The organism is Pseudomonas sp. HLG18, assembly GCF_051903985.1.
In the GTDB taxonomy this organism is placed as follows: domain Bacteria; phylum Pseudomonadota; class Gammaproteobacteria; order Pseudomonadales; family Pseudomonadaceae; genus Aquipseudomonas; species Aquipseudomonas fluorescens_BT.
Map to the genome: position 1 here is coordinate 3065244 of NZ_CP195831.1, position 24153 is coordinate 3089396.

22 protein-coding genes are annotated in these 24153 nt (G+C 59.0%); 6 read left to right on the plus strand and 16 right to left on the minus strand.

Going from position 1 to position 24153, the window contains the following annotated elements; genetic code table 11:
- Positions 1 to 39 precede the first annotated feature (39 nt).
- Both ACSPX5_RS14070 and ACSPX5_RS14075 read left to right on the plus strand, forming a co-directional pair.
- Positions 40 to 684, plus strand: a complete 645-nt coding sequence (locus ACSPX5_RS14070; RefSeq protein ID WP_323161840.1) for a winged helix-turn-helix domain-containing protein — start codon at positions 40 to 42, stop codon at positions 682 to 684.
- Between the two features lie 382 nt (positions 685 to 1066).
- On the plus strand, positions 1067 to 2461 hold the full coding sequence (locus ACSPX5_RS14075; protein ID WP_439821958.1) for an undecaprenyl-phosphate glucose phosphotransferase: 1395 nt from the start codon (positions 1067 to 1069) through the stop codon (positions 2459 to 2461).
- A 178-nt stretch (positions 2462 to 2639) separates the two neighbouring features.
- On the opposite strand, the gene ACSPX5_RS14080 is transcribed toward ACSPX5_RS14075, so the two are convergent.
- The 6 genes from ACSPX5_RS14080 to galE all read right to left on the minus strand — a co-directional run bounded on the left by ACSPX5_RS14080 (position 2640) and on the right by galE (position 8840).
- Positions 2640 to 4718, minus strand: coding sequence for a YjbH domain-containing protein (locus ACSPX5_RS14080; RefSeq protein WP_439821959.1), 2079 nt, complete (start codon positions 4716 to 4718; stop codon positions 2640 to 2642).
- Positions 4715 to 5479: a capsule biosynthesis GfcC family protein gene (locus ACSPX5_RS14085; RefSeq protein ID WP_439821960.1), complete on the minus strand. Its 765-nt coding sequence runs from the start codon at positions 5477 to 5479 to the stop codon at positions 4715 to 4717. The genes ACSPX5_RS14080 and ACSPX5_RS14085 overlap by 4 nt, the downstream gene beginning before the upstream one ends.
- Positions 5476 to 6141, minus strand: a complete 666-nt coding sequence (locus tag ACSPX5_RS14090; RefSeq protein WP_169431185.1) for a YjbF family lipoprotein — start codon at positions 6139 to 6141, stop codon at positions 5476 to 5478. The genes ACSPX5_RS14085 and ACSPX5_RS14090 overlap by 4 nt, the downstream gene beginning before the upstream one ends.
- 12 nt (positions 6142 to 6153) lie before the next feature.
- Positions 6154 to 7215 carry a polysaccharide biosynthesis/export family protein gene (locus tag ACSPX5_RS14095; protein WP_207866927.1) on the minus strand — a complete coding sequence of 354 codons (1062 nt, stop codon included), beginning with the start codon at positions 7213 to 7215 and terminating at the stop codon, positions 6154 to 6156.
- Positions 7216 to 7358: 143 nt separating this feature from the next.
- On the minus strand, positions 7359 to 7595 hold the full coding sequence (locus ACSPX5_RS14100) for a hypothetical protein (RefSeq protein WP_003226528.1): 237 nt from the start codon (positions 7593 to 7595) through the stop codon (positions 7359 to 7361).
- A gap of 228 nt (positions 7596 to 7823) precedes the next feature.
- Positions 7824 to 8840, minus strand: coding sequence for a UDP-glucose 4-epimerase GalE (gene galE / locus ACSPX5_RS14105; RefSeq protein ID WP_169431187.1), 1017 nt, complete (start codon positions 8838 to 8840; stop codon positions 7824 to 7826).
- Between the two features lie 379 nt (positions 8841 to 9219).
- Here galE and galU point away from each other — a divergent pair, with 379 nt between their 5' ends.
- Both galU and ACSPX5_RS14115 read left to right on the plus strand, forming a co-directional pair.
- Positions 9220 to 10053 carry a UTP--glucose-1-phosphate uridylyltransferase GalU gene (gene galU / locus ACSPX5_RS14110; RefSeq protein ID WP_169431188.1) on the plus strand — a complete coding sequence of 278 codons (834 nt, stop codon included), beginning with the start codon at positions 9220 to 9222 and terminating at the stop codon, positions 10051 to 10053.
- Between the two features lie 31 nt (positions 10054 to 10084).
- A complete protein-coding gene (locus ACSPX5_RS14115) occupies positions 10085 to 10495 on the plus strand; it encodes a mannose-1-phosphate guanylyltransferase (protein WP_207866924.1) in 411 nt (136 codons plus the stop codon).
- Between the two features lie 3 nt (positions 10496 to 10498).
- Here ACSPX5_RS14115 and ACSPX5_RS14120 read toward each other — a convergent pair whose 3' ends face one another.
- The 8 genes from ACSPX5_RS14120 to ACSPX5_RS14155 are packed head-to-tail and all read right to left on the minus strand — an operon-like array spanning position 10499 to position 19981.
- Complete coding sequence (locus ACSPX5_RS14120; RefSeq protein ID WP_439821961.1) at positions 10499 to 11647, minus strand: SGNH/GDSL hydrolase family protein; 1149 nt, start codon at positions 11645 to 11647, stop codon at positions 10499 to 10501.
- On the minus strand, positions 11647 to 12699 hold the full coding sequence (locus ACSPX5_RS14125; protein WP_439821962.1) for an acyltransferase family protein: 1053 nt from the start codon (positions 12697 to 12699) through the stop codon (positions 11647 to 11649). The genes ACSPX5_RS14120 and ACSPX5_RS14125 overlap by 1 nt, the downstream gene beginning before the upstream one ends.
- Positions 12700 to 12711: 12 nt before the next feature.
- Complete coding sequence (locus tag ACSPX5_RS14130) at positions 12712 to 13815, minus strand: hypothetical protein (RefSeq protein ID WP_439821963.1); 1104 nt, start codon at positions 13813 to 13815, stop codon at positions 12712 to 12714.
- A complete protein-coding gene (locus tag ACSPX5_RS14135) occupies positions 13806 to 15038 on the minus strand; it encodes a phosphoribosylaminoimidazole carboxylase (protein WP_439821964.1) in 1233 nt (410 codons plus the stop codon). Before ACSPX5_RS14135 ends, ACSPX5_RS14130 begins: the two co-directional genes overlap by 10 nt.
- Positions 15035 to 16147, minus strand: a complete 1113-nt coding sequence (locus ACSPX5_RS14140) for a polysaccharide pyruvyl transferase family protein (RefSeq protein ID WP_169431194.1) — start codon at positions 16145 to 16147, stop codon at positions 15035 to 15037. The genes ACSPX5_RS14135 and ACSPX5_RS14140 overlap by 4 nt, the downstream gene beginning before the upstream one ends.
- Before the next feature lie 14 nt (positions 16148 to 16161).
- On the minus strand, positions 16162 to 17238 hold the full coding sequence (locus ACSPX5_RS14145) for a glycosyltransferase (RefSeq protein WP_169431195.1): 1077 nt from the start codon (positions 17236 to 17238) through the stop codon (positions 16162 to 16164).
- Positions 17239 to 17279: 41 nt separating this feature from the next.
- Complete coding sequence (locus ACSPX5_RS14150) at positions 17280 to 19502, minus strand: polysaccharide biosynthesis tyrosine autokinase (protein ID WP_439821965.1); 2223 nt, start codon at positions 19500 to 19502, stop codon at positions 17280 to 17282.
- A 38-nt stretch (positions 19503 to 19540) separates the two neighbouring features.
- Positions 19541 to 19981 (minus strand): low molecular weight protein-tyrosine-phosphatase, encoded by a 441-nt coding sequence (locus tag ACSPX5_RS14155; protein WP_169431197.1) that lies wholly within the window; start codon positions 19979 to 19981, stop codon positions 19541 to 19543.
- A gap of 291 nt (positions 19982 to 20272) precedes the next feature.
- On the opposite strand from ACSPX5_RS14155, the gene ACSPX5_RS14160 reads away from it, so the two are divergent.
- Positions 20273 to 21217 (plus strand): glycosyl hydrolase family 5, encoded by a 945-nt coding sequence (locus ACSPX5_RS14160; protein ID WP_439821966.1) that lies wholly within the window; start codon positions 20273 to 20275, stop codon positions 21215 to 21217.
- 191 nt (positions 21218 to 21408) lie between these two features.
- Positions 21409 to 22335, plus strand: a complete 927-nt coding sequence (tal, locus tag ACSPX5_RS14165; RefSeq protein ID WP_439821967.1) for a transaldolase — start codon at positions 21409 to 21411, stop codon at positions 22333 to 22335.
- Positions 22336 to 22407: 72 nt separating this feature from the next.
- On the opposite strand, the gene rssC is transcribed toward tal, so the two are convergent.
- Entirely contained in the window at positions 22408 to 22890 is a 483-nt protein-coding gene (gene rssC, locus ACSPX5_RS14170) for an anti-sigma factor antagonist RssC (RefSeq protein ID WP_042560140.1), read from the minus strand.
- A complete protein-coding gene (gene rssB / locus ACSPX5_RS14175; protein WP_169431200.1) occupies positions 22890 to 24071 on the minus strand; it encodes a two-component system response regulator RssB in 1182 nt (393 codons plus the stop codon). The genes rssC and rssB overlap by 1 nt, the downstream gene beginning before the upstream one ends.
- Positions 24072 to 24153: the final 82 nt, after the last annotated feature.

Sequence of the window (24153 nt, forward strand, 5' to 3'; positions counted from 1 at the left end):
CCTTTTAGCCAAATTTGGTGCGTTATTCAGGAGAGAGACATGGAAACCAGTACAACCCTCCCAAGAAAATATTTTGTTGTCGTGACCAATAACTCAGCGTCGCAACGTGAACTCGAGAGCATCCTCTCCAGTGAACGTTTCAATTCGTTCGGTACGTCCCGGGCACAAATGTTTGTTGAAGGTGTTGCTTCGCCCTCTTCCACTCCCACGCTCATGGAGTTCACTTACCCACGCGGCACAAGGAAAAGCGTCGCTCGCAGTATTGAACATGATACACAGCGCATATTGGCCACACTCGAATCCGAGTGGCTGGCAGCACAATCGGTGAACTCATTCCAGAACTCGCCGGCAATAGAAGATACCGGTTCCATTGAAGGCAATGTTCCCTGCACAGAAGCCTGGCATCTGGACAATGATCAGGGCGCACTCGTCAAGGAAGGTGTCGAGATCAGCCTTACCGGCCTTGAAACCGCACTGGTCAGAAAGATGCTGCACCATGAAGAACGCGTCGTCAGTCGTGACGAACTGATCCTCAGCATCGGCCGGGAACCGGAACAATATCGCGGACTGGAAATGTGCCTGAGCCGTCTTCAAGACAAGTTCAAAAGTGCCAGCAATGGTGAACGACTGTTTCGTGCCGTGCGCAACCGTGGTTATTGCCTGATCCAGGAAGTGGTTGCCTAAGCACAGCCTGCACATCCAGAAATCGAAGCAAGTGCAATAACAAAAATAAAAAAGCACTTTGCTTGTTTGAACCTCCTTTTCGCTAATGCCTCCCTCCTCACCCTTCCTACGATAGCAAACACATTATTGTTTGTTCACCCTTTGCCCTTTGACCTTTTCTAACGTTCGATTATTTCCCAATACAATTGATTGGCACTTTGCCATCTTGTTAGAACTCGTCAGACAGCATCTTTCCCAATAACTTAGTCTATTCACTGACGACAGTTCGGCATACCGATGTTGTTCCCTCAAGACACCGGCACCTACAACAAAAACAAGTCTGTTTGACAACTCGGATTTCAACTGTCGAAACCTGAATGGAAGTCTTTTGGGGATATCGCATATGGATCTCACTCTACGTATCAACCGAAACACCGGCCTCAAGGGACTTACCTTCTGGGGCCAATGGGCACTGGCACAGTGCTTTATTGTTTCACTGTTGTTTATATTGGCTGAGCAGCACACGGGAACGGTCGAGTTCTATTACCGGATGTGCACCATGCTGGCCGTGTTGGCTTCGGTTCCGGCCTACACCTTCAGCGGCGCCTACCGAAAACGCGACAACTACCTGACCGGACTGGGACGGCTGCTGATGGGCTGGTCGATGACCATGGCCGGGCTGACGTTCATCGCGTTTATCTGCAAGGCCGACGAGCTGTTTTCCCGTCAGGTGATCCTTGACTGGGCGGTGTACGGTTTCCTCGGTCAGGCGCTGCTGTATGCTCCGCTGCACGCGTTTTCGAAGTACTACCAGCGCTCACGCAAAAGCGAGCACAAGACCCTGATCGTCGGCACCGGCGAACTGGCCCTGGGCCTGGCGAAGAAACTCAGCGAACACGAAAACCTGTCGTTGGTAGGTCTGGTCAGCAACGGCACCCTGCCCGCTCTGGACGCAGACGCTCCACGCGTGGTCGGCGATCAGGAAAACCTTCTGGAGCTGATCAAACGCCACGACATCCGTCGTCTCTACATCACGCTGTCGCTGTCCGAAGCGGCGAAGATCGAGGCGATGTATGTCGATCTGCTGGATGCCAACGTCGATGTGGTCTGGGTGCCGGACCTGAACAGCCTGACGTTGCTCAATCACTCGGTAAAAGTCGTGGACGGCCTGCCGGCGATCTACCTCAATGAAAGTCCGCTGACCAGCCGCCCGACCGCCGCCCTGAGCAAGAGCCTGATGGAGATAAGTGTCGCGCTGCTGGCCATCATCCTGTTGAGCCCGGTGCTGCTGCTGATCTCGTTGGCGGTGAAGCTCAGCTCGCCAGGCCCGGTGTTCTTCAAGCAGGATCGCCATGGCTGGAACGGCAAGGTGATTCAGGTCTGGAAGTTCCGCTCGATGCGCGTCCACGATGATCGCGACGTCAAGCAGGCCAGCCGTAACGACTCGCGCATCACCGCCGTCGGGCGCTTTATCCGCCGCACGTCGCTGGATGAACTGCCGCAACTGTTCAACGTGTTGCAAGGTCATATGGCGCTCGTCGGCCCGCGCCCGCATGCCGTGGCGCACAACAACTACTACTCGGGGAAAATCCTCGCCTACATGGCCCGCCACCGAATCAAACCGGGCATTACTGGCCTGGCACAGATCAGCGGTTGCCGTGGCGAGACCGACACTCTCGACAAGATGGAAAAGCGTGTCGAGATCGACCTCAAGTACATCAACAACTGGTCGCTGTGGCTGGATGTGAAGATTCTGGTGAAGACGCCGTTTACCCTGCTGTCGAAGGATATTTACTGAGACGCAGAGCTTCACAAGGCAAGACCGCAAGGGGACGAAAGTCCCCTTTTTTGTGGGCCGGATTTGGGGGTTGGACTGGCTGTGGATTTCGGTGAATCGGTCAATATGGATGTCGACAAGGCCGACGCCTTCGCCTGATCACCGCCCGGAGCCTGCTTGTTGCCACAGGTTCGCGGACTTACTCGGTAATCTTCCCGAAGTTGCGATAGAACATGTCGTCTTCACGGCTATCGGTCATGGAGTGCAGTTGGAAGCTGCGACTGAGCCGCGCACCACCGTCGCGAGTCAGCGGCGCCCAGACCAGGTTGGCCCGGCGCATGGTCGACATGCTCATCATTTCGTCGAACGGGATCGACAGATAGATGCCCTTGTCGAAGCTACCCTCGCCGTATTCGGTACTGCCCGCCGTGGTGATGGTCGCCCAGGCACCGAAACGCACGCCGTTGGAAAACTCCCGGGAGATATCCAGCGTGCCACCGAAGTCGCCCGCCAGATAACGGCCGACGCTGACCGCCGCCAGCGTTTCATAAGGCAGGTCGGTGTAACCGGTGATGTGGCCGGTCAGCACCGAGTAGTCCCGCAGGCCGAAACCCTGGTCGAATTCACGCTGACGCACGTAGTTCAGGTCCGCACCGATCGCCCAGCGCTCGCCGGTCGGACGGAACAGTACCTCGCCGCCGACACCGGCGAACATCGACTCCAGATAACCGCCGTAGACCATGCCATACAGATCCTTGTCCAGTTGCTCGGCGTGGCTGACCTGAAACAACGGCATGGTGGTGTCGGACGTGGTCAGGTACTGACGCAGGTCCGTACGCACACGCGGCAAGCCGCTGGGGGCGTCGTATTTGAACTTGTCGAAGTTGTTCGTCAGGTTCTGGCTGAGCATGCCGCTCCACCAGGTGTTGCGGTTGAAGCGGAACTCGGCGTCCAGGTCTGCACTGAACTGATAGAGCAAACCATCCGGACCGCCGACGTTCTGCTTGAAGCCCAGACCGGCGCCATAACTGAAGTGCTGCAGCGGCTGGGTGTAGAGCGTCTTCTCATTGTGCGGCATCGCCGGGTTGACCTCGGTGGTGCGGTGCAACGCTTGCAGCGGTTCCTCATTGTTGATCACTTCGCGGAAGGTCTGGCGCGGCACGCTGGTTTCTTCCAGCGGCAGGTCGTAGCGCTTGTTCACCAGGGTGAACCAGTCGATGTCGGCGTTGACGCTGTTGTCCAGCACCCGGCTCGCACGCCCCACCGCTTTGGCCGAATGAAAGTAGCGCTGCTGCTCGCCGTACACGATCAGCTCGGAATCACGCTGGGCGATGCGCTCGACCCGGTAGCCCGCATTCTGTTGCAGGCGCTGCGACACGTTGGCCCAATCGACCTGATCCATCGAGGTGGTCGGCGCCTTCGCTGGCAGCGGCTCCGGAAGCGGATCGAAATTCTTGGCCGGCGCCTTGCGGCTGACAAAGTTGGTGTGGAAGGTAACGCCGAACATCGCCGTGTTGCCCCGCTCCCACGCGGCGCTCACGTCGAGGGAGTCCGTCACCTTGAACACCGCGCCAAGGTTGATCGGCGAGTCCTGCTTGATCACGTTGTCCTTGGGTTCGTGCTTGTAGTCGTTGCCTTCGTATTCGAGTTTCAGGCTCAGCCGGTCCCAGGGCGTCTGGTAACTCACGCCGCCGAAGAACGAGGGCTGGCCGCGAAAGTACGAACCGGCGTTGACGTCACCGGTGCCTTCCATCGCCGGCCGGGTCTTGAAACGATCATCGAGATAGCCAAGCGGGTTATCGATATCGCCGCGATTGCCGATGTAGCCCCAGGCAATGCCGGCACTGAAATCCAGGTTGTCGAAGCGCTTGTTGGCCACCAGGAATTCACTGGCGAACAAACCCGTACCGCCGACGTCTCGGAAGCCCAGAGCGACGTCGGGCGCCCAGTGTGATTCCTCCCAGAGCCGGACTTTGACGTCGACCGCCTTGTCCTTGTAGCTCTGGTTGCCGCTCATCGACTCAGGGCCGTACGGGCGGTTGGTGATGGCGGTGTAGCGAAACGAACCTTCGAGCCAGTCCAGCGGTTGCAACGAAACGCTGTAGCGGCTGTAAGGCTCGGTGCGGTTGGCGTTGACGCTCAACTCACCGGCCGGAGACATGCGTGCGGTGGGCGTCTGCAACAGACCGGTGCCACCGAAATCGCCCTGGGTAATACGCGGCTCGGCATGGACCAGGCCGCACGGCAATAACAACACAGCTGCAAAACGCAAATTCAACGAACCACCTCAGCCAACTGCGTGGCAATAAATTCGGCCAACTGCTGATTCAGTTCAGGGACAGGCGGATCCAGATCATCGTTTTTCAACGGCACCAGAATCTTGCTGCCGGCGACGGGGAACTGCCCGCTCTCACGATTCCAGTGAGCAATGCCGACGCGCCGCGTAACACCGTTGGGCTGGATCAGCCACAGGTAATCGGCGTCGGCATCGTCCTCCAGCAGCACGCAGCGGCTGAGGTATTCACGGGCCTCGAGCAACGGCTGATAAGGCAGTCGGCAGGTTCCGGCGACCGCGCCGAGCACTTCGACTTCATCGACCCGTCGCGGGTAGATCAGGCGATCGCCGTCATCCAGGCGAATGTTGCGGGCGAAGCCGACTTCCAGCGCCACCGGGTCCAGATCCGCGATCTGGCGCCCGGTGACCGGCATCTGCCGCACGTCCTCGGCCATGCGCACCGCCAACGCTTTTCGGCTCGGTCGATCGAACAGATCGGCCATGCGCTGCAACACGTCCAGGTCGAACAGCACGCCGACCTTGAGCCGGGTCTGCTCTTCCAGCAACGACTGTCGCAGCAGCACACCCGCCAGCCAGTAACCCTCGGCGTTGGGCACAGCCTCGCTGATGACATCGGTCAATCGGCCGCCGGGCGGCAACTCCACCGGCCCGGGGTTGGCGACATCGCCGCTGACGGTGACCGCCGCCTGACTTGCGCCGGCGAACAACATCAAACACGCCGACAGAACCCTCAAGCGCTTCATGGCAGATGCCTGCGATCAGGGGTCAGCTGCACGATCTTCACCCGCAGTTGCGAGGTCAGTTGCTGCTCGCTCTGCACAATGAAACCGTCCACCGGATCGACCCAATAACGATTGGTCGCCCGCAGGCCAATGGCCGGGACGTCGATACGTTCATCGACACGCAGCACGGCGTAGTCCTTGTTCAGGATATTCAGGGTTTCCATGGATTTTCGGGTGAAGCGGCTGTTGACGATCAACCCGACTTCCTGGCCCTTGTAGAGATCGATCCAGCGCTGGCTGGTCTGGCCATCGGTAACGTTTTGCAGGCCGCGCTTGAACGGCGACGCATCGGACAACCGCGTGCCGTCCAGATCGCCCTCCACGCCCAGGCCGATGCTGCGCACTGCAAGACCGTCGCGCAGCAGCAGGACCTGCTTGCCGGATGCCACCCAGAACTGCAGGTCATCGCGCTTGCGCACCAGCGCCAGCACACCGGAACCGGACGGCGTGGTGAGTTTGAGTTGCGGATAATTGACGTCGGCCACCTGGGCCGGCGTTACGTCGATGTCATCCGGACCGACCATCGCCGACTTGAGGTTGGTCACCGAGGCAACCATCAGCGGATTACAGCCACACAGCAACAAGGCCGCCATCAGGCAGACGCCAACATTCAGGATTTTCAAAGTCGGCGGGCCTTATTTGCTGTTGTTGGTGAATTCGCTCCAGTTCTTCGCAGCGGAAGCACCGGTACCGACAATCGATGCCGACGGCACCAACTGGCTGATCAGACGGTTCCAGCGAGTCACGTTGGCAGGCCCTACATAAACGACGTCCTGGGGGCGCACTTCGAAGTGCGTGGCAAGGACCATGGCGGTGGGCGATTCAGCTTCCAGTTGATAGATTTTGGCCGGCTCCACATCGAGGTTTTCCACCCCGCGAATGACGTACACGGCGTTGCCGTTGGCGGTGGTCTGGCTCAAGCCGCCGACCGATCCAAGCACGTCGGAGAGATTCATCGTCGCCGTCTTGAAGCTCAGCGCGCGCGGCTGGTTGACCTCGCCCATCACGTAGATGCGCTTGTTGTCGTTGTACGGCAGATACAGCTTGTCGCCACCCTGGAGGTAGACGTTCTGCAACTCGGAATCCTGTTGATTGAGGGTATCCAGATTCAGCGGATAGACCCGCCCGTTGCGCGTCAGCAACAACCCGGACAGGTCGGCATTGTTGGTGTCGATGCCCGCCGAACCGAGGGCTTCGACCACGCTCAGCGGGTTGGTGGAAATCGCCTGCGGGCCAGCCTTGGCGACCGCACCGGTGACCACGACTTTCTGGCTGGCGAAACGCAGCACGGCGACATCCACTTGCGGCTCGGCGATGAACGCCGACAGCCGTTGTTCGATGTCATCGCGCAGTTGCTGGATGGTCCGGCCGGCGGCCTGGACTTCCTTGATGTACGGGTAATACAGCGTGCCGTCGGAGCGCACCAGACGGCCGTTGGCGTCGATCTGCTGCTGCGCGCCCGACGGCGCGGTCAGCTCGGGGTGATCCCACACGGTGATGTACAGCACGTCGTTGTTGCCGATCCGGTACTCGGCCGGCGTCGCCAGCAGTTCCGTTGGAACCGACTCGCGCTTCTGCGTGGCCCGGTTCATGGAAATCAGCTTGGGCGTGATCGGAATCAACTCGACCCGGCTGCTTTCACTGGCGCCCTGGCGGGTGATGCCAAAGGTGTTCAGGTGTTGACCGGGGGAAAACATGCAACCTTGCAGAGCGAGACTTGCCAGCATTAAAAGAGAAAAACTACGAGTCATAATGGCACTACGCTATTCAAGGGCGAATCCAAAACAAAGTCACCCGACTTTCGTCGGGCGACCCTGTACTGCACCAACAGTTACTTCAGTTAGTTGTGCGTGCCGGTTGTACCCGTGGTACCGGTGGTACCCGTTGTACCGCCGTTGGCACTTCCACCACTGTTGGACGCCGCTACGGCACTGGCAACCATTGCAGTACTGGCAGCAGGCGCTGTAGAAGCCGCGACACTGCCAGATACATTGGTCACCGCAGTAAGCGGTGCTTCAGCTGCGGATGCCCAGTTGCTCAACATCGTCAACAAGGCAATCGCCATCACTTTTTTCATATCAACTCCTTTCTAACATTGCACCGGTACATCGGGTGTTCCGTTAGAGGTGGTAGAGTTCAAGTCGCAAAAAGCGCGAACAAGATCCGTCGTTCTTTCACAGTCATACGCAACTGATAAAAGTCGAACGGCAGGTTTATATCTACGGACTTGTAAAAGGCATTGCCAGTCTAATTTCCCGACGATATCTAACAACCTGACCGAAAATAACATCGGACTAAAAGGCCATCACTCCAGATAGCCTCTGGGGTGATTCGATTGCCATCGCCAGCTATCGGTGACCATGTCCTGCAAGTTGCGGGTGGCTTTCCAGCCCAGTTCTTTTTCCGCTTTGGAAGCGTCGGCCCAACTCTCGGCAATATCCCCCGAACGCCGTGGCATCACCCGAAAAGGCACGGGTTTTCCACATGCCTGCTCGAAGGCCCGCAGCACTTGCATCACGCTGTAACCGGCGCCGGTGCCGAGGTTCCAGGTGTGAATGCCGGTACGCCCGTCGATGGCCTGCAACGCCTTCAGATGCCCGTCTGCCAGATCCACGACATGGATGTAATCACGCACGCCGGTGCCGTCGACCGTGGGGTAGTCGTTGCCGAAGATCGATAACTCTTGCAGGCTGCCGACCGCTACGCGACTGATGTAAGGCACCAGGTTATTGGGGATGCCACTCGGGTCTTCGCCCATGTGGCCGCTGTCGTGGGCGCCGATCGGGTTGAAGTAGCGCAGCAGCGCGATGCTCCAGCGAGGCTCGGCCAGGGCCAGGTCGCGCAGCACGTTTTCGACGATCAGCTTGGACTGGCCATAGGGGTTGGTGGGGATGCCGGTGGGGAAATCCTCGCGGATCGGCATCTGCTCGGGCTCGCCATAGACCGTGGCCGAAGAGCTGAACACCAGACGGAAAACCCCCGCCGCCGCCATCGCCTGACACAGCGTGATGCTGCCACTGACGTTGGTTTCGTAATACTCGAGCGGCTTGCGTACGCTTTCGCCCACGGCCTTGAGCCCGGCAAAGTGCAGCACGGCGTCGATCGAGTGCTGCTGGAATATCCGGTCCAGCAACGCCCGGTCACACACATCGCCGCGAATCATCAGCGCACTTTTACCGCAAATGGCTTCTATCGCATGCAATGCCGCATCGCTGCTGTTGCAAAGATTATCCAGAACGACAACTTCATGACCTGCTTCAAGCAATGCGAGTGTGGTGTGCGAGCCAATATATCCGGCGCCACCGGTTACCAGAATCTTCATAGCGCGGTCCGTAGTGGGAGAATGCCTGCCAACGTGTCAAGCCTCATTTGTTTAATGTGTGTCTTGCTTCACACAAACAAGGCGACAACAATCCAGGACAAAAACAGTTCCATCGCTGGCCAACAATATTTTTAAAGGCCAAACTGTATTGCCCGGTACTTATTAGCACTCCCGCACTTTCACCACTATCGACAGATACCGACTAAAAATAACTGTTATTTATCAAGTCGACATCTAATAACATTATCCTCTTTTACACTAAGCTAACATTGTCACTGACAACCTGACTCAGGTATTAAAGTACAGCTTCATCAACTTGCAACTTTCTTTATTGCAATGTAACCGATGGCTGTATGCCATGAATGTCCAGGAAACTTCTATGATTCGTAAATGTTTGTTCCCCGCGGCCGGCTACGGCACGCGTTTCTTGCCGGCCACCAAAGCCATGCCAAAAGAGATGCTGCCGATCGTCAACAAGCCGTTGATCGAATACGCCGTTGAAGAAGCACGGGACGCCGGCCTGCAGCACATGGCAATCGTCACTGGCCGGGGCAAGCGTGCACTGGAAGACCATTTCGACATCAGCTACGAACTCGAACACCAGATTCGCGGCACCGAAAAAGAGAAGTTCCTGGCCGGCACTCGCGAGCTTATCGACACCTGCACCTTCTCCTACACCCGTCAGGTGGAAATGAAAGGTCTGGGCCACGCGATTCTCAGCGGCCGCCCGTTGATCGGCGACGAGCCCTTCGCCGTGGTCCTGGCCGACGACCTGTGCCTGAACCTGGAAGGTGACGGCGTACTCACGCAGATGATCCAGCTCTACAAGAAATTCCGCTGCTCGATCGTGGCCATCCAGGAAGTCCCGCGGGACCAGACCCACAAGTACGGTGTGATTGCCGGCGAGGCGATTTCCGAGGGCATCTACCGGGTCAACCACATGGTGGAAAAACCCGCGCCGCAGGACGCTCCGTCCAACCTGGCGATCATTGGCCGCTACATCCTGACGCCCGACATCTTCGACCTGATCGCCGACACCGAGCCCGGCAAGGGCGGGGAAATCCAGATCACCGACGCCCTGATGAAACAGGCGCAGAACGGTTGCGTGCTGGCCTACAAATTCAAGGGCCTGCGCTTTGACTGCGGTGACGCCGAGGGTTACCTGCAGGCGACCAACTTCTGCTACGAAAACGTCTACCTCAAAGGCCGCTGACAGGCACCCGCGCATCTCCGACGAGGCAACCATGAACATTGCACAACATTCGACAGACATTGAACGGGAGGTGGACAGCCTCGGGGTGATGAGCTGGCTGTCTCGTCACCAGCCGTTGCCCAGCGCCAATGAATCCTGGCTCGGGACCATCCTGCTGGTGGAGCGGATCGGCATGTTTCCATCGTCCGGGGACATTCGCCGACCGCTGCGCGATCCCTATCCCCTGCTCGCCCATCTGAAACGGATTTACAGCGAACAGGCGCTGGAGGTCGATGACCGCGACGGCCTGAAAGTGATTTTCAGCGACTGGCGATTCCGCGTGCGCCTCTGCTGCAACGAACCGGCGATCATCATCAATGTGGAAACCCGTTGCCTGACGCAATTGATGCCGCAAAAGACAGCGGAGCTTTTGGGTCAGCTCGAAGGTTTCGACAAGGACTGAGACCTACCGTGAGGCAGCGCCGCAAGCCTCCTGCGGCGTTGCCCCGCGGTTGCCGCCGACGATCATCCGATAGAAGTAATCGGCAATCACCTTCCCGCCCGTGGCCGGCACCGGATGAATTCTGTCCGGGCCGATCATCGCCGCCGCATAACGTTTGACGTCCGTACCGAACGCGCATTGCAGGTTGGCGTAACCCAGATGCTGTTCGCGGGCCCAGGGCTCCAGCACTTGCGCATACGCCGACATCGGATAGGCACTGGAACGCGTGGTGTCCTGGCGCATGATCAGGTTGACGCTCGCTGCCGGCTGAATCTCGCGGATCATTGCGACCAGCCCCTGGACATTCTTCAGGTACTGCTCGGGCTTCACACCAAAACCCTGGTCGTTGCCACCGAGCATGATCAGGTAGATATCCGCCGGAATCTTCGACACCACCGCTTTCCACTGCGCCTGCCACTGACCATCGGCATGATAGAAATCGCCGGACGCGGCCCCCGACGCGGCCAGTTTCGACACCCGCAAACCGGCCTGGTCGTTGCTCATCCACAGGCCGAACAGGGTGGGCGCACCTTTCACCACTTCCAGCCTGAACGACCAGTCCGTGGCAGCGGACGTGCCCGGTAACGGGACTTCCTGAACGCCCGTGCCGGTGAGATTCAGTGGTTGCCAGTTCGCCGAGGGCGACCAGCGATAGCGCAGTTCACTGGATTCGCCATCCCCCAGATAAAGTAACTTTGCCTGGGTGACGGCAGTGTTTATCGCTTCGCTCGGATGCGCATCGACCTGCAGCCATGCACCGGGCCGTCCCGTCTCCGTGCGGCTGTCGGGACTGGGCTGTCCGAGGCCGGACACCCGCCAGTCGCCGCCGAAGTATTTTTCGCTGCTGCGGGTGTATTTGAAATGGCTGCCGCCCAACGCCGCGCCGTGGTTGAAACCGACGTAACCGGGACCGGCAAAACCGACCTCCCCGACCAGCCGCTGCACCAGTTTGTTCAGATAGAAATCCTGCCCGGCGCTGTAGCTGTCGCCGATCACCGAGACCGACAACACCTTCCCGGCCTTGCCTTCGCGCCACAGGGCAAACCGCTGGCGGGCGTCACCGACTTCGACCACCGACACCGCGACCGGCGCTGCGTCATCTACTGCAACCATCAAGCGCTTCCTTTAGCCGAGACCTGCACCGGGGAGACATCCGCCAGCGGTTTTTTCGCCGCTGCGCGCTCACCCAAAAACAGCACCGAAGTGAAGTTGAACCGGCTGAAGATCGTCGACAGCAGCACCGGCCCGAGCAAGCCGCACGCCACGCCACAGAACACCAGCACGCTTTCGTCCTTGATGCCCAGACGTCCGAGCACCGAGCGCGATGTCGCGGCGAACAACACATGAAACAGGAAAATCGCGTAAGAGTAACCACCGAGCCAGGTCAGCGCCTTCGAGCGCATGTCGCTCGACAGCAGCGCAAAGCAGGACACACAACCCACCGTCAGGCCGATCAGGCTGCGACGATCGATGATCAGCTCGCGATCCAGCGCGGCGATGTACAACAGCGTCACGGAAATCAGCACGAACACCAACGGGCCGAGCACTTTGAATCGCTGCTTCAGCGTGCTGACATTTTCCTGGCCGATCATCCCGGCCACAAAGAACGGCAACAGATAAGTCGCACCATTGATGCCGAACGCATCGAACTTGAACGGCGGCAGCAGAAACACCGCGGCGGAGAACGCGAACAGCAGGTACAGACGCGTCGCCGAACGCAGCAAACCACGCCATTCCAGCAGGCCCACAAACATGAAGATGATGAACACCGCCTGCAGGAACCAGAAGTGGTTCACCGGTACATAAAACGCCAGCAAGGCATCGATCACGCTGACGTCCTTGTTCACACCGGGGCCTACCGCCTGCAACACCGAGAACGGCACACCCACGCAAAACAGCGGCACGATCAAGCGCCGCACCTTGCCGGTGAAGAACGCCGAAAAGTCATTGCCGCGAATCTTGTAGATGGAATAGATGTAGCCCGAAATGAAGGTGAACAGCGGCATGCGCACGTACACCATCGAATCGGCGATCACCCGGAAGGGTGAGCCGATATCGATCTTCAAACCGCCGCCCAGCGGACCGATCACGTGATAGAGCACCAGCAGCAGGCACGCCAGGCCGCGCAGGGTTTCGATCTCCAGGGACTTTTTCTTGCTCGACATAAAGCACCTGCCTCAATTCAGAATTCTGGATTCGACCCGCACCGGTTTGTTCGCCCGCAACATCAATCCCAGGCCCACGAACAACACCGGCACCACCATGGAAAAGTGCCGGGCGAACGAGCCGAAGTCGGGTTCGAACAAGCCTTGAACCAGCAGAAACGCCAAGGGAATCGCGATCAGCTCCTTGGGTTTGGTCTGGATCGGCGCGCCTTTGTAATCGGTCGAGGTGATCACTTTGAACAGCAGCAACGCGGTCATGATCATCAACGCCACGAAGATCACCTGACCCGGCCCGGACAGCAGGATCAGCTCCACGGGGAACGACAAGCGGAAGAAGATGATCATCGAGTCCAGTGCCTGCGAGACAAAGTCGCTGCCGCTGAGCCACGAGACGATCAGCGATTTGGACCCCTCTTCGCCCGCGGTGCGCAGTTCGTTGTTGCTGGCGCGAATCGACGACACCGGAAAGCCCAACGCCAGTTGAATCGCCATGGCCACCGCCAGATAAAACAGGAACAGCATCAGAAAGAAGGTCGTGCGCGACACATACTTCTTCATCACGCAGACGCCGACCCATGACAGCGAAAACAGAATCCAGTAGGGCCGGATCAGCACGCCGTAGATCACCGCCGACAGGAAAAATCCGCCGCGATACTGGCGCGACAGCGAGCTGAACAGAATGCTCAGCACCGCCACCGACACGATGATTTCCTTGGTCAGGTTCTCCAGGAAGAACGAGCGCACCACACCCCACAGACACAGAGTCCCGAAAATCGCCAGCGGCATGCGCCGGAACACCACCACCGGAATCGCCGTGAGGAAAAAATTGCAGAACATTCCGTAGGCCCAGGCGTTGGTCAGGTTGATCCCGGTGGGCCGCAGCAGGAACGCCGAACACTCGTAGGACGAGCGATCCGGCGAGAACGGATTCCAGAAATTGCAATTGTCGGCCCGGGCATAGGACGACCACAGGGTCATCGCATCCGGCCCCGGATCCCGGGGGACCAGCAGCGGCATGGCCACTGACAGAAACAGCCCGGTGAACAGGATCAGGAACGACAGTGACGAGTCGAGTTTCTTGCCGCGAAACTCGATGCACGGCAGTTTCAGGCCCATGACACGACAGCCTTTTTCGCTCGCGTCGCACGAGTCAGCAGCGCGATCACGGCGAGCTGCACGATGATTGCGAAGACGTTGCCCCAGGCTGCGCCGTAAATCGACCAGTGCTTGATCAACACATAGCTGACCGGCACCGAAATCAGCAGGCAAATGGCCGAGCTGACGAGGGATACCCGACTGTTTTTCGACGCGATCAACCCGCCCCAGACGATGTCGCCGATGGCACGCAGGGCGAAGGAAAAGATCAGCACGCCAAGAATCCCGTTGTCCGGACGCGGCACCGCTGCGCCGACATAATCGAGCACGATATTGAAGAACAGATAAATCGCCACCGCGACCGCCGCCGACACCACCAGCGAACGTGCGACCCATTTGTTCACGAACAACTGCTTGACGGTGAACGGTTGCTGATCGGCCTGATAACGCTTGGCGAGCACCGGAATACCGACCACCGCCACCACCGCATAGGACAACGCCTGCAAGGTGTTGGCCGCCGACCACGCGTACACGTATTTACCGAGACTGGCGTAGGGTTCGAGGTCGATGATCAGAAAGCGCTCGGCGTACTGACTCAGCGCGATCAGGCCGGTGCCCAGGTAGAACGGCAATCCGGCTTTCCACACGGCCGCCGTCGCCAGCGTGCCCTCTTCGCGCCCACGATGGACACTCACCACGATCAGGTAACCGGCGACGATCACCAGCACGTTGGCGATGACCCACAACCACAGCACGCTGGCAATTCCGGACACCCGGCCGAGCATCATTCCGCCCACGGCCAGCAGTGCCCAGAGGCCGGTCTTGACGAAGAACAGCAGCGCCCCCGCCGTGGCTTTCTGCGCGGAAAACACGAACGAGTTGATCTCGAACGACAGGTGCTCGGTCAGCAGTACCAGCGTCACGCAGGCGATCAACGCCGCCGTCGCTTCGACCTGCTGGAACAGTGAGTAGATCAGCACCGTCACCACCGACAACACCAGACCCACGGCCAGGTACAGCAGCAGAACCTTGTCGACGACTCGCTTCGAACTGCCGCCGACGCTGATCAGCCGGTTGATTTCGGAACTGAAACCGACGCTGTAGAACTTCGACGCGATCAACGATGCGGCGACTACCACGCCATAAAAACCCAGCGCCTCGTACCCGAGGTAATGGGTGATGGCGAGCACCAGCAGAAACTTCGCGCCCAGTGCTCCGCCCCGCAGCAACAAGCGGAATATCATCGAATGACGCCCTTGATGATGTCGTCCATGGCCACGGTTTTCGCTTCGATCTCGCGGCAGGTATCGGTCAGGCGCTTGCCGAAATTCGACAGTGCGTTCGGTGCGTAGACCGTGTCGATGATGGTGTCGACATTGATGTCACCCCCGTTGATGACCCAGTCCTCGACGCCCATGTCCTGATAGGCGCCGAAGCCTTTGCGTTCGTAGCTGATGTGGTACGCCGGCACGCCGGACAGCAGCGATTCGATCGCCCCGTGCAGGCGCACGGAAATCACCAGGTCCGGTTGGTATTTGGCCAGCGTCGCTTTCAACGGCAGCAGGTCTTCGGTGATGCCCAGTTCGCGATAGAACGCGCCGTCATCGTTGCCGCGTACAGCGCTCTGCACCGCGCAGACCACTTTGCTTTTGTTCTTCAAACGCTGCAGCAGCACCTTCAGATTGGCCACGTAAGCGAGCTTCTTTTCCTTGCTCCACGCCGGTGGCTTGCGCAGCACCACGCACACGGTGGCCGGTGTCGAAGCGCAGCGGGTGAACTTGGGTTGCTGCAGGATTTTGCCGGCCAGGGCCTGCACCGCAAGGTCCGGTGCGCGGTAGACATTTTCACAGGCATCGAACAGCGCCGAGGAGCGGTTATCGCGCACGAACACCGCATCGGCGCTGGCGTAGTGGCCGACGATCTTGTCGCTGTCGCCGTGAAACGGGCCGATGCTTTGCGGCAGATACACCGAGGGAATCTTGCTGAGAATCGCGGTTTCCAGCTGCTTGGCATGTCCCAGTTTCAGCTTGATGTGCTCGAAGGCGCTTTTGGAGCGCATGTAGCCGCCACCGACGCCGACGATCAGATCGGTTTTCTTCAGCAGATCCGCCAGGCCGGCGTAGGAGCGGTTGAGAAACACCGCCTGCTTGACCCGGCCCAGTCCCTTGGCGGCCATGACCGGCGCATCGAAGCGTGGGTGCGGCAGGTATTTGAAAGAGTCCGGATCGGAGGCCACGACATTGATCCTGGTGTCCTCGCCAAAATTACGCTGCACCAGCGCGATGGCCAGATCGACCAGCAGACCATCACCGGAATTGGACGCACTGTAGCCATGCAAAATCGTTACGTTCATGAGCGGAGTTCTACTTAACAAGAGGGAGCGGAATACAGGTCGTAGGTCTGGCGGATCATCAACGCGGCGCTGAAACGCTCGCGGACGATGCGCCGACCTTCGATGCCCAGGGCCGACAACGCAGGCTTCTGGATTTTCTTCAGGCGATCGGCCAGCGCCTGGTGGTCACCGGCGGGGAACACGTAGCCGGACACGCCATGGGTGACCAGTTCGGGCAACGACGTGCAGTCGCTGGCGATTACCGGCAGGCCCAGCGCCATGCCTTCCAGCGGCACCATGGCAAAGCCTTCCCAGCGACTGGGGACGATCAGCGCATCGGCTTTCTGATACAGCGCGTGTACCTCGGTCGGCGTCACCCAGGGCAGGTATTCCACCCCATCCAGCGGCGGACACTCGACGACATCCTCGTTCACCGCGCTGCCCACCACCGTCAGTTTCAGGTCGCTGCGCTTTGCTTCGGTGTACGCCTTGAGCAACACGTCGAAGCCTTTCTGGTAGTCGAGGCGACCGACGAACAGCAGATGAATCGGTGCCGGATTGTCGATCTTGCGTTCGTCATCCTTGTGATCGATGCCGTTGTAGATCAGCGTCATGCGCTGGCGCTCGATGCCAAACTTCGCGGCCTTGTCCAATTCGAACTGGCTGACGCAGATGATCTTGTCCGTGACCTTCTGCAGCACCCGCTCGATCCACGCATAAGCTTTCTGCTTGATCGGCGAGCTTTCCATCAGGAACGAAAACGCATGGGGGCAGTAGACGATTTTCGGCTTGCGCCACGGTCGCAGGAGCACGCAGACGCAACGGCCGATGACCCCGGAAAAGGTGCTGTGCAGATGCACCACATCGGGTTTTTCCTTGAGCAGGACCCGCGCCAGTTGCCAGGCAAAACGCAGCAGCGACGGCACATTCCGCCCGCTTCGGGCGAAGGTGCGGATCTGCTGTTCATCGATGCCGTGCAGTTCTTTCTTCTGGTCGAGCGGGACCAGATACACCAGCTCATAGCGCCCGTCTTCCGGAGCCGCCGAAATCGTGCGGATGACCGTCGCCACCCCGCCTTTTATCGTTTCCGCCACGTGCAGTATTTTTTTCACAACCCACCCACTTTCATGCCTGTAAGGACCGTCGCTGAGATTCAGGACTGGTCGGACGCGTATTCGTAGTTGTAATAGCTGCCGTTGCCGTAATAGCTGGCCGCACGCTTCTCGACGCCGTTGAACACCGCGCCCTTCAACTCGATGCCGTTCTGGGCGAAGCGGCGAATGGTCAGTTCGATCTCTTTGGCCGGGTTCACCCCGAAGCGCGCGACGATCAGGCTGATGCCCGCCTCGCGGCCGACAATCGCCGCATCGGTCACCGCCAACAGCGGTGGCGTATCGATGATCACCACGTCGTAGCGCTCGCTGAGTTCTGCCAGCAGTTCGCGGAAGTTCGCGTGCATCAGCAATTCGGAAGGGTTGGGCGGAACCTGGCCCCGGCTGATGAAGTGCAGGTTGTCGACCTCGACCTTGTTGATCGCCTGCTCCAGGGTGCAGCGCTTGACCAGCAGATCCGACAAGCCGTTGGTGATCGGCGTGTTCAGGCTCTTGTGCAGATGCCCCTTGCGCATGTCGGCATCGATCAGCACCACACGCTGGCCGCTCTGGGCCATGACCGCCGCGAGGTTGGAAGACACGAACGTTTTGCCGACCTGCGGGCTCGGGCCGGAAATCATGATGCGGTTGTTGGTCGAATCCAGCGCCGCGAAATGCAGGCAGGTGCGCAGGCTGCGGATCGACTCGATGGACAGGTCCGTCGGGTTGCGCAGAGCCAGCAGATAGGCCGGTGTATCCGCCGTGACTTTGGCGCGGACTTTCTTGGTGTCCTCTTCCTGTTGCAGGGCGCTGTAGGGAATCGACGCGTAGACCGGCAAGCCGAGCTGCTCGATGGCTTCCGGACCTTCCAGGCCCTTGCTCAGCGACTTGCGCAACAGCACCAGGGCCACGCCGACAAAGGCGCCGAGGAAGGTGGCGATCAGCACGATCAGGGCTTTTTTCGGTTTGACCGGGCTGGTCAGATCGACATCCGCCGTATCCACCAGACGCACGTTACCCACGGCGCCGGCGCGGATGATGTCCAGCTCCTGGGATTTGTTCAGCAACTGGGTGTAGATCTGCGAAGCGACTTCGACATCGCGGGTCAGGTTCAGCAATTCCTGTTGCGTGGCCGGCAGATCCTGGACCTTGCCCTCCAGCGACCGCTGTTGCTGGGTCAATTCACCGATCTGAGTCATCAACGCGCGATAGGCGGGATGCTGCTTGGTGAACTTGCGATCCATCTCCGCCTGTTGCAGTTTCAGCTCGGAAATCCGCGTTTCGAGCGCGACGGACTGACCGAGCACCGATTGGGTTTCCAGGGAGATGTTCACGGTTTTGCCGTGGGTCTGGTAGGCATTGAGCGCATCACTGGCCTTGGCCAGATCGCGTTTGACCTGGGGCAACTGACTTTGCAGGAAGGCCAGGCTCTGCGCCGCTTCGGCCGAGGTACGGCGTACGTTCTGGTCCACGTACAGCGAGGCGATCTTGTTGAGGATCTTCACCGCCTCGGCGGCATCGCTGCTGGCCAGGGCCAGACGGATGATCCCCGACTCCTTGCCTTGCTCGGAGATGTCCAGCGCATCCTGATAACCCTGAATGGTCACAATTCGTGGGTAGCGCACCACTTCGAAACGGGTGCCGGAGTTGGCCTGCAAATGCGTGATCTGCCCTTCTACCCCATCCTGCGCGAAGGGTTCGCCGGCCACGCCTTCGATCAGCAGGTTGTCGTTGTCGTCGAACAACTGGAAGTGCTGTTGCTCGCCGGCGATCAGGCTGAGTTTCTTGCCCAGCAGTTCTTTAGGAAGATCGAGCCGGGCAAACTCCAGGCGCTCCCCGCCCCACGCGTAGCTGCTCAGCCCGAAACGTGGCGGCGCGACGCTGAGTTCGGTTTCACCGCGATAGCGGCGGGAGAGAAAGCCGCCAATCAGCGGAAAGGTGTTGGGGGTGACGTCGATGTCCAGCCGCAGATCATCGACGGTCTTGCCGATCACTGCGCGGGATTTGATGATGCCGATCTCGGTCACCGACGGCGACTGGCCGCCGAGCATGCTGTTGAGATCGGAGAAGCCAAGCATGTCGTTCTTTTTCGGTTCGACCTGCACCAGCGCGTTGGCCAGATACACCGGCGTGGCCAAAATCGCATAGGCAACGCCGGTCATCATGAACGCACCGGTCAATGCGCCGATCAGCCATTTCTGATCGATCAGGCTGCCGAATATGCCGAGTAGATCAATACTGTCTTGATCGTTTTCACGGGTGCCGATTACTGACGGTAACTGCATAAGTCTTTCTTACCATTCACTGATCTGAAGAATATTCATCAACGCGCCAAGCGTTGCGCCCATGAGCTGACAGCAGCTTCAATCAATGCATGGGCATGAATAAACGCGGCCTGCCCTTGACGATACGGATCCTGTATTTCTCGCTCGCTTTGCCATTTGCCAAGAAGAAACACTTTGCCCCTGGCGTGAGAGGCAATCTTCAGTACTTGTTTTACATGCTCTTTTTCCATGACCAGAATCAGATCCGACTCATTGACGATGTCGGCGGTCAGTTGCCGGGCCTTGAACCCTTCGGCACTGTGCCCACGGTCTTCCAGAACCTGGCGCGCGGTCGACTCCATGCCTTCGCCGACCCGCGCAGACAGGCCTGCGGAGGTCACGCTGATTGCCGAGGGCGTCAGTGCGTTGCGCAACAGAAGTTCCGCTGTCGGACTTCGGCAGATATTGCCTACGCAAACGACAAGAATCTTTTTGAACAAGGTTTACTTTCCCGTGTAATGTCAATCGGCCAACATGTCCTGCAAATTCGAATGAACCCGCAAGACCTTCCTTCACTCGGAAATAGATTCACCCGTTAATACCGATGCATTAAGTACCACGGCCTCTAAAAGTCCCCCAACCAGAATTACCGGACTAAAAATAACTGTGATTTTCAGGCGAAAGTTTTCCGACAAAAAATAACATTCGTGCACTTCGCGCCCTATTCGTCATCGAAATACAGGCAACGAGATAACTATTGGCTAGATGTCATTCTCATCAGGAGAGCAGACATGAAATCAGCACATTTCAAACATCTTGGTGCCGCCGCCCTGTTGATGCTCAGTGCTACCGCGCAGGTTCACGCCAGCGCGCTGTTCCCGTCACTGCCCGCCAGAACCATCGGCGTTCAGGTCAAGATCCAGAACTTCACCCCGACCGACGCCGAGCAGATCAAAGCGGCCGGATTCAGTTTCGTGCGCTTCGGCGTCTGGAGCGACAGCCTCGGCGCCAAGGCCTATCAGAAACAGATCAGCGATGCGTTCGCGGCGGCGCGGTCCGCCGGCTTGCCGGTCTTGATGACCGTGCGCGCCACTAAACCGTTGACCGGAGACCTGGCAACCGCCGGTGAAGCCTTCGCCAACGCGGTGACCGGGCTTGAGCAAGCCTGGAGCGGGCAACTGGTGGGGATCGAAATCTGGAATGAGCCGGATCTCGACACCTACTGGCCCACCGGGGACTTCAAAAACACCTTCGTGCCGTTCATGACGGCCATGTGCAAGACGCTGCAGGGCAAACCGCAATCGACGCCCCTGGTGGGATTCGGTTTCGCCCGCCCGCCGACGGCAGGCTCCGCTTCGACCGTGGCACTCAACAGCATTCTCGGCACTTATCCGCAGTGCCTGGATGCGATTTCCTATCACCCTTACGGCATGACCGCGACGCAGATCAGTAACGCGCAAACCTTCATCCAGCAAAACTTCCATTTGCCGGGCGTCATCAGTGAATGGGGCATTTCGGCACTCGCCTCCAACGGCGGGCCGGAAGGGCAAGCGAGTAAAATCGGCGCGTTCATCGCCGATGTTAAAAGACTCAGCATTCCGCTGACGTCGATTTACGAATGGAAGAACAGCGAGTCGGGCAGTAACGACCGGGAGAAGAATTTCGGCCTGCTGACCTCCGACGGACAGTCGAAACCGGCACAAACGGCGGCCTCGACCCAGCTCAACGCCGAATAGCCGCTGCGCAACGGGTCAGTTGCTTTGAACCTGTGGTCCTTTTTGGCATCGTATTGATCGATACCGCGCCCCGCCCATTCAAACAGCCGTTTTCAGGTTGTTGCTCGCGGGGCTATCGATACACCCACATGCCCTTGAGTGGCCGTCAGCGCTCGGGTAATGTCTTCAGACCCATAGGACAGAGCACGCTCATGACTTCCAAGCTGGAACAACTCAAACAGTTCACCACCGTGGTTGCCGACACCGGCGACTTCGAAGCGATTGCCCGGGTCAAGCCGGTCGACGCCACCACCAACCCTTCCCTGCTGCTTAAGGCGGCGGCCATTCCGTCCTACGCCGAGCTGCTGAACGCCGCCGTTAGCGACTGCAAGGGCGATGTCGGCCTGGCCAGCGACCGTTTCGGCGTCGCGGTCGGCCAGGAAATCCTCAAGGTGATCCCGGGCCGTATCTCCACTGAAGTGGATGCACGCCTGTCGTTCGACAAGGACGCGATGCTCAAGCGTGCGCACCGTCTGATCGAGCTGTACGACAAGGCCGGCGTCGGTCGCGACCGCGTGCTGATCAAGATCGCTTCGACCTGGGAAGGCATCCGCGCCGCCGAAGTGCTCGAGAAGGAAGGCATCCAGACCAACCTGACCCTGCTGTTCTCCTTCGCTCAGGCCGCTGCTTGCGCCGACGCCGGCGTGTTCCTGATCTCGCCGTTCGTGGGCCGTATCTACGACTGGTACAAGAAAGCCAACGGCAACGACTACACCGGCGCCGACGATCCGGGCGTGCAGTCCGTGACGCGCATCTACAACTACTACAAGGCCAATGACTACAAGACCGTGGTCATGGGTGCGAGCTTCCGCAACCTCAATCAGATCGAGCAACTGGCCGGCTGCGACCGCCTGACCATCAGCCCGGACCTGATCGACAAACTGGCGGCGGACACCGGCAAACTGGAGCGCAAACTGGCCCCGGGACACGCTGGCGAAGCTCGTCTGAGCCTCAACGAATCGCAATTCCGCTGGTTGTCCAACGAAGATGCGATGGCCACCGAGAAACTGGCTGAAGGCATCCGTCAGTTTGCCCGTGACCAGGAAAAGCTCGAGGCGTTGTTGCAAGCCAAGCTGTAATGGGCTGACGGCAAACGCAAAAAGGGCGAACCCTCACAGGTTCGCCCTTTTTTGTGCCTGATGGCTGGGGAATCAATGCCTTTCGAGGGCATTCACCAGATCATGGAAAGCTTCGCGATTGGAGTCGTTCAGGCCCATGAGGATCTTGTGCGCTTCGAGCACCTTGATCCGCACGACTTCCTCCGACTGATCCTGATCCGGCAGGTCATCGAGACATTCCGGGCAAGGCACGGGATGGTTGACGATATTGAACACCTGCTCGAAACCCATCGATTGCAGCAGACGGGTGATGTCGTCATGGGTGGTGACCACGGTCGGCAGCAGGCCGACCTTCTGCCGCGACAGGATCGACAGCTTGGCCAGCAGGCCCAGCGTGGTGCTGTCGATGCTGCGGGTTTCGGTCAAATCGATCACGATCGCGTTGAAATTCAGCGCGGTGAAGATTTTTTCAATAGTCGCATCCAACGCCGAACACAGGGTCAGGCGAACTTCACCGACGAACTTCAGGACAAAGGTGCCATCCTGCTCGGCGAACTGGATTCTACCGGTACTCATTAAAGATTCCTGCTCAACACCAACAGGGCGATATCATCCGGCATCTCCCCTAGCGTGGCCAATCCAAAAACCTGCCGCAGGCCATCCAGGCTGCCGCCCGCCGACTTGACCCGTTCGGGCAAGGCGGCTTCTTTTTCTTTGAGTGTGGGTTCTGGCAAAAGATCCAGAATGCCATCAGACATCAGCGTCAGGCTGAACGTCGGTGGCAGCTCGAGCACGTGGTCTTCGTAGGTGGCTTCGTTGAAAAGCCCCACGGGCAGACCGCGCCCCTCGAGGTAGCGAACACTGTCAGGCGTGTACAACACAGGCAACGGCAGATGGCCGCCGATGCTATAGGTCAACAAACCGGTCTCCTCGTCGATGACTCCACCGACCATTGTGACGTGTTTACCCAGCTTACAACTGATCAGCCCCCGGTTGATATGACCAAGGACTTCCGAAGGCTTGAATTCCGGCAAGGTGCCGCTGCGCCTGGACTCGAACAGCAAGCGCGTGGTCATGAACTTCAGCAGGACGGTGACGAACGCCGAAGAGGCGCCATGGCCTGAAACGTCCGCCAGATAGAACGCGACCCGGCGTTCGTCCACCCGGAAATAGTCGACAAAATCACCCGACAGGTACAACGACGGAATGATCTGGTGGGCGAACTTGAACGTGTCGATGGTCCAGGGGCTTTCCGGCAGCATGTTCATCTGCACCTGGCGACCGGCGTTCTGGTCTTCCTGAAGCAGGTTCAGGCTGGCTTCGAGCTCGCGATTGGCCTTCTCCAGCTTCTCGCGGTAGCGCTGGTTTTCCAGCAGCAGGCGCGCACGATCCAGAGCCCGGCGTACGGAGTGTTCGAGCACGGCGAGATCTTCGAGAGGCTTGATCAGGTAATCCGCCGCGCCCAGGCGCAGAGCCTCGACCGCGTCGTTCATCACGCCGGCACCGGAAACCACGATCACCGGTGTCTGCGGGGATCGCTCGGTGACCTGACGGATAAGTTCGAGACCGCCCATCTGCGGCATGCGCAGATCGCAGATGACGAGGTCGGGCTTGTCTTGCTCGAATACCTGAAGACCCTGCTGACCGTTACTGGCCTGCAAGACGCTGAAACCACTGTCTTCCAAATAGGCCGCGAGGCTCGCGCGCACTACTTCGTCATCATCGATTATCAGCAGCGTGGCACTGGTTTTTGGCATGTGGGCAAACGGCGCCAGAATTAGGTTGGCGTAGCAGGCGGGGCAACGGCCCGGCGCAGACTACTGGATTCGCTTTCTAGCC

What these genes read in the sequence shown, in the direction of transcription:
- ACSPX5_RS14125 (WP_439821962.1), bottom strand. Translation starts at nt 12,699, where the DNA reads ATGTCGAGCAAGAAAAAGTCCCTGGAGATCGAAACCCTGCGCGGCCTG.
- ACSPX5_RS14140 (WP_169431194.1), bottom strand. Translation starts at nt 16,147, where the DNA reads ATGAACGTAACGATTTTGCATGGCTACAGTGCGTCCAATTCCGGTGAT.
- ACSPX5_RS14070 (WP_323161840.1), top strand. Translation starts at nt 40, where the DNA reads ATGGAAACCAGTACAACCCTCCCAAGAAAATATTTTGTTGTCGTGACC.
- rssC (WP_042560140.1), bottom strand. Translation starts at nt 22,890, where the DNA reads ATGAGTACCGGTAGAATCCAGTTCGCCGAGCAGGATGGCACCTTTGTC.
- ACSPX5_RS14150 (WP_439821965.1), bottom strand. Translation starts at nt 19,502, where the DNA reads ATGCAGTTACCGTCAGTAATCGGCACCCGTGAAAACGATCAAGACAGT.
- ACSPX5_RS14135 (WP_439821964.1), bottom strand. Translation starts at nt 15,038, where the DNA reads ATGATATTCCGCTTGTTGCTGCGGGGCGGAGCACTGGGCGCGAAGTTT.
- tal (WP_439821967.1), top strand. Translation starts at nt 21,409, where the DNA reads ATGACTTCCAAGCTGGAACAACTCAAACAGTTCACCACCGTGGTTGCC.
- rssB (WP_169431200.1), bottom strand. Translation starts at nt 24,071, where the DNA reads ATGCCAAAAACCAGTGCCACGCTGCTGATAATCGATGATGACGAAGTA.
- galE (WP_169431187.1), bottom strand. Translation starts at nt 8,840, where the DNA reads ATGAAGATTCTGGTAACCGGTGGCGCCGGATATATTGGCTCGCACACC.
- ACSPX5_RS14160 (WP_439821966.1), top strand. Translation starts at nt 20,273, where the DNA reads ATGAAATCAGCACATTTCAAACATCTTGGTGCCGCCGCCCTGTTGATG.
- ACSPX5_RS14075 (WP_439821958.1), top strand. Translation starts at nt 1,067, where the DNA reads ATGGATCTCACTCTACGTATCAACCGAAACACCGGCCTCAAGGGACTT.
- ACSPX5_RS14085 (WP_439821960.1), bottom strand. Translation starts at nt 5,479, where the DNA reads ATGAAGCGCTTGAGGGTTCTGTCGGCGTGTTTGATGTTGTTCGCCGGC.
- ACSPX5_RS14115 (WP_207866924.1), top strand. Translation starts at nt 10,085, where the DNA reads ATGAACATTGCACAACATTCGACAGACATTGAACGGGAGGTGGACAGC.
- ACSPX5_RS14100 (WP_003226528.1), bottom strand. Translation starts at nt 7,595, where the DNA reads ATGAAAAAAGTGATGGCGATTGCCTTGTTGACGATGTTGAGCAACTGG.
- ACSPX5_RS14130 (WP_439821963.1), bottom strand. Translation starts at nt 13,815, where the DNA reads ATGGGCCTGAAACTGCCGTGCATCGAGTTTCGCGGCAAGAAACTCGAC.
- ACSPX5_RS14095 (WP_207866927.1), bottom strand. Translation starts at nt 7,215, where the DNA reads ATGTTTTCCCCCGGTCAACACCTGAACACCTTTGGCATCACCCGCCAG.
- ACSPX5_RS14120 (WP_439821961.1), bottom strand. Translation starts at nt 11,647, where the DNA reads ATGGTTGCAGTAGATGACGCAGCGCCGGTCGCGGTGTCGGTGGTCGAA.
- galU (WP_169431188.1), top strand. Translation starts at nt 9,220, where the DNA reads ATGATTCGTAAATGTTTGTTCCCCGCGGCCGGCTACGGCACGCGTTTC.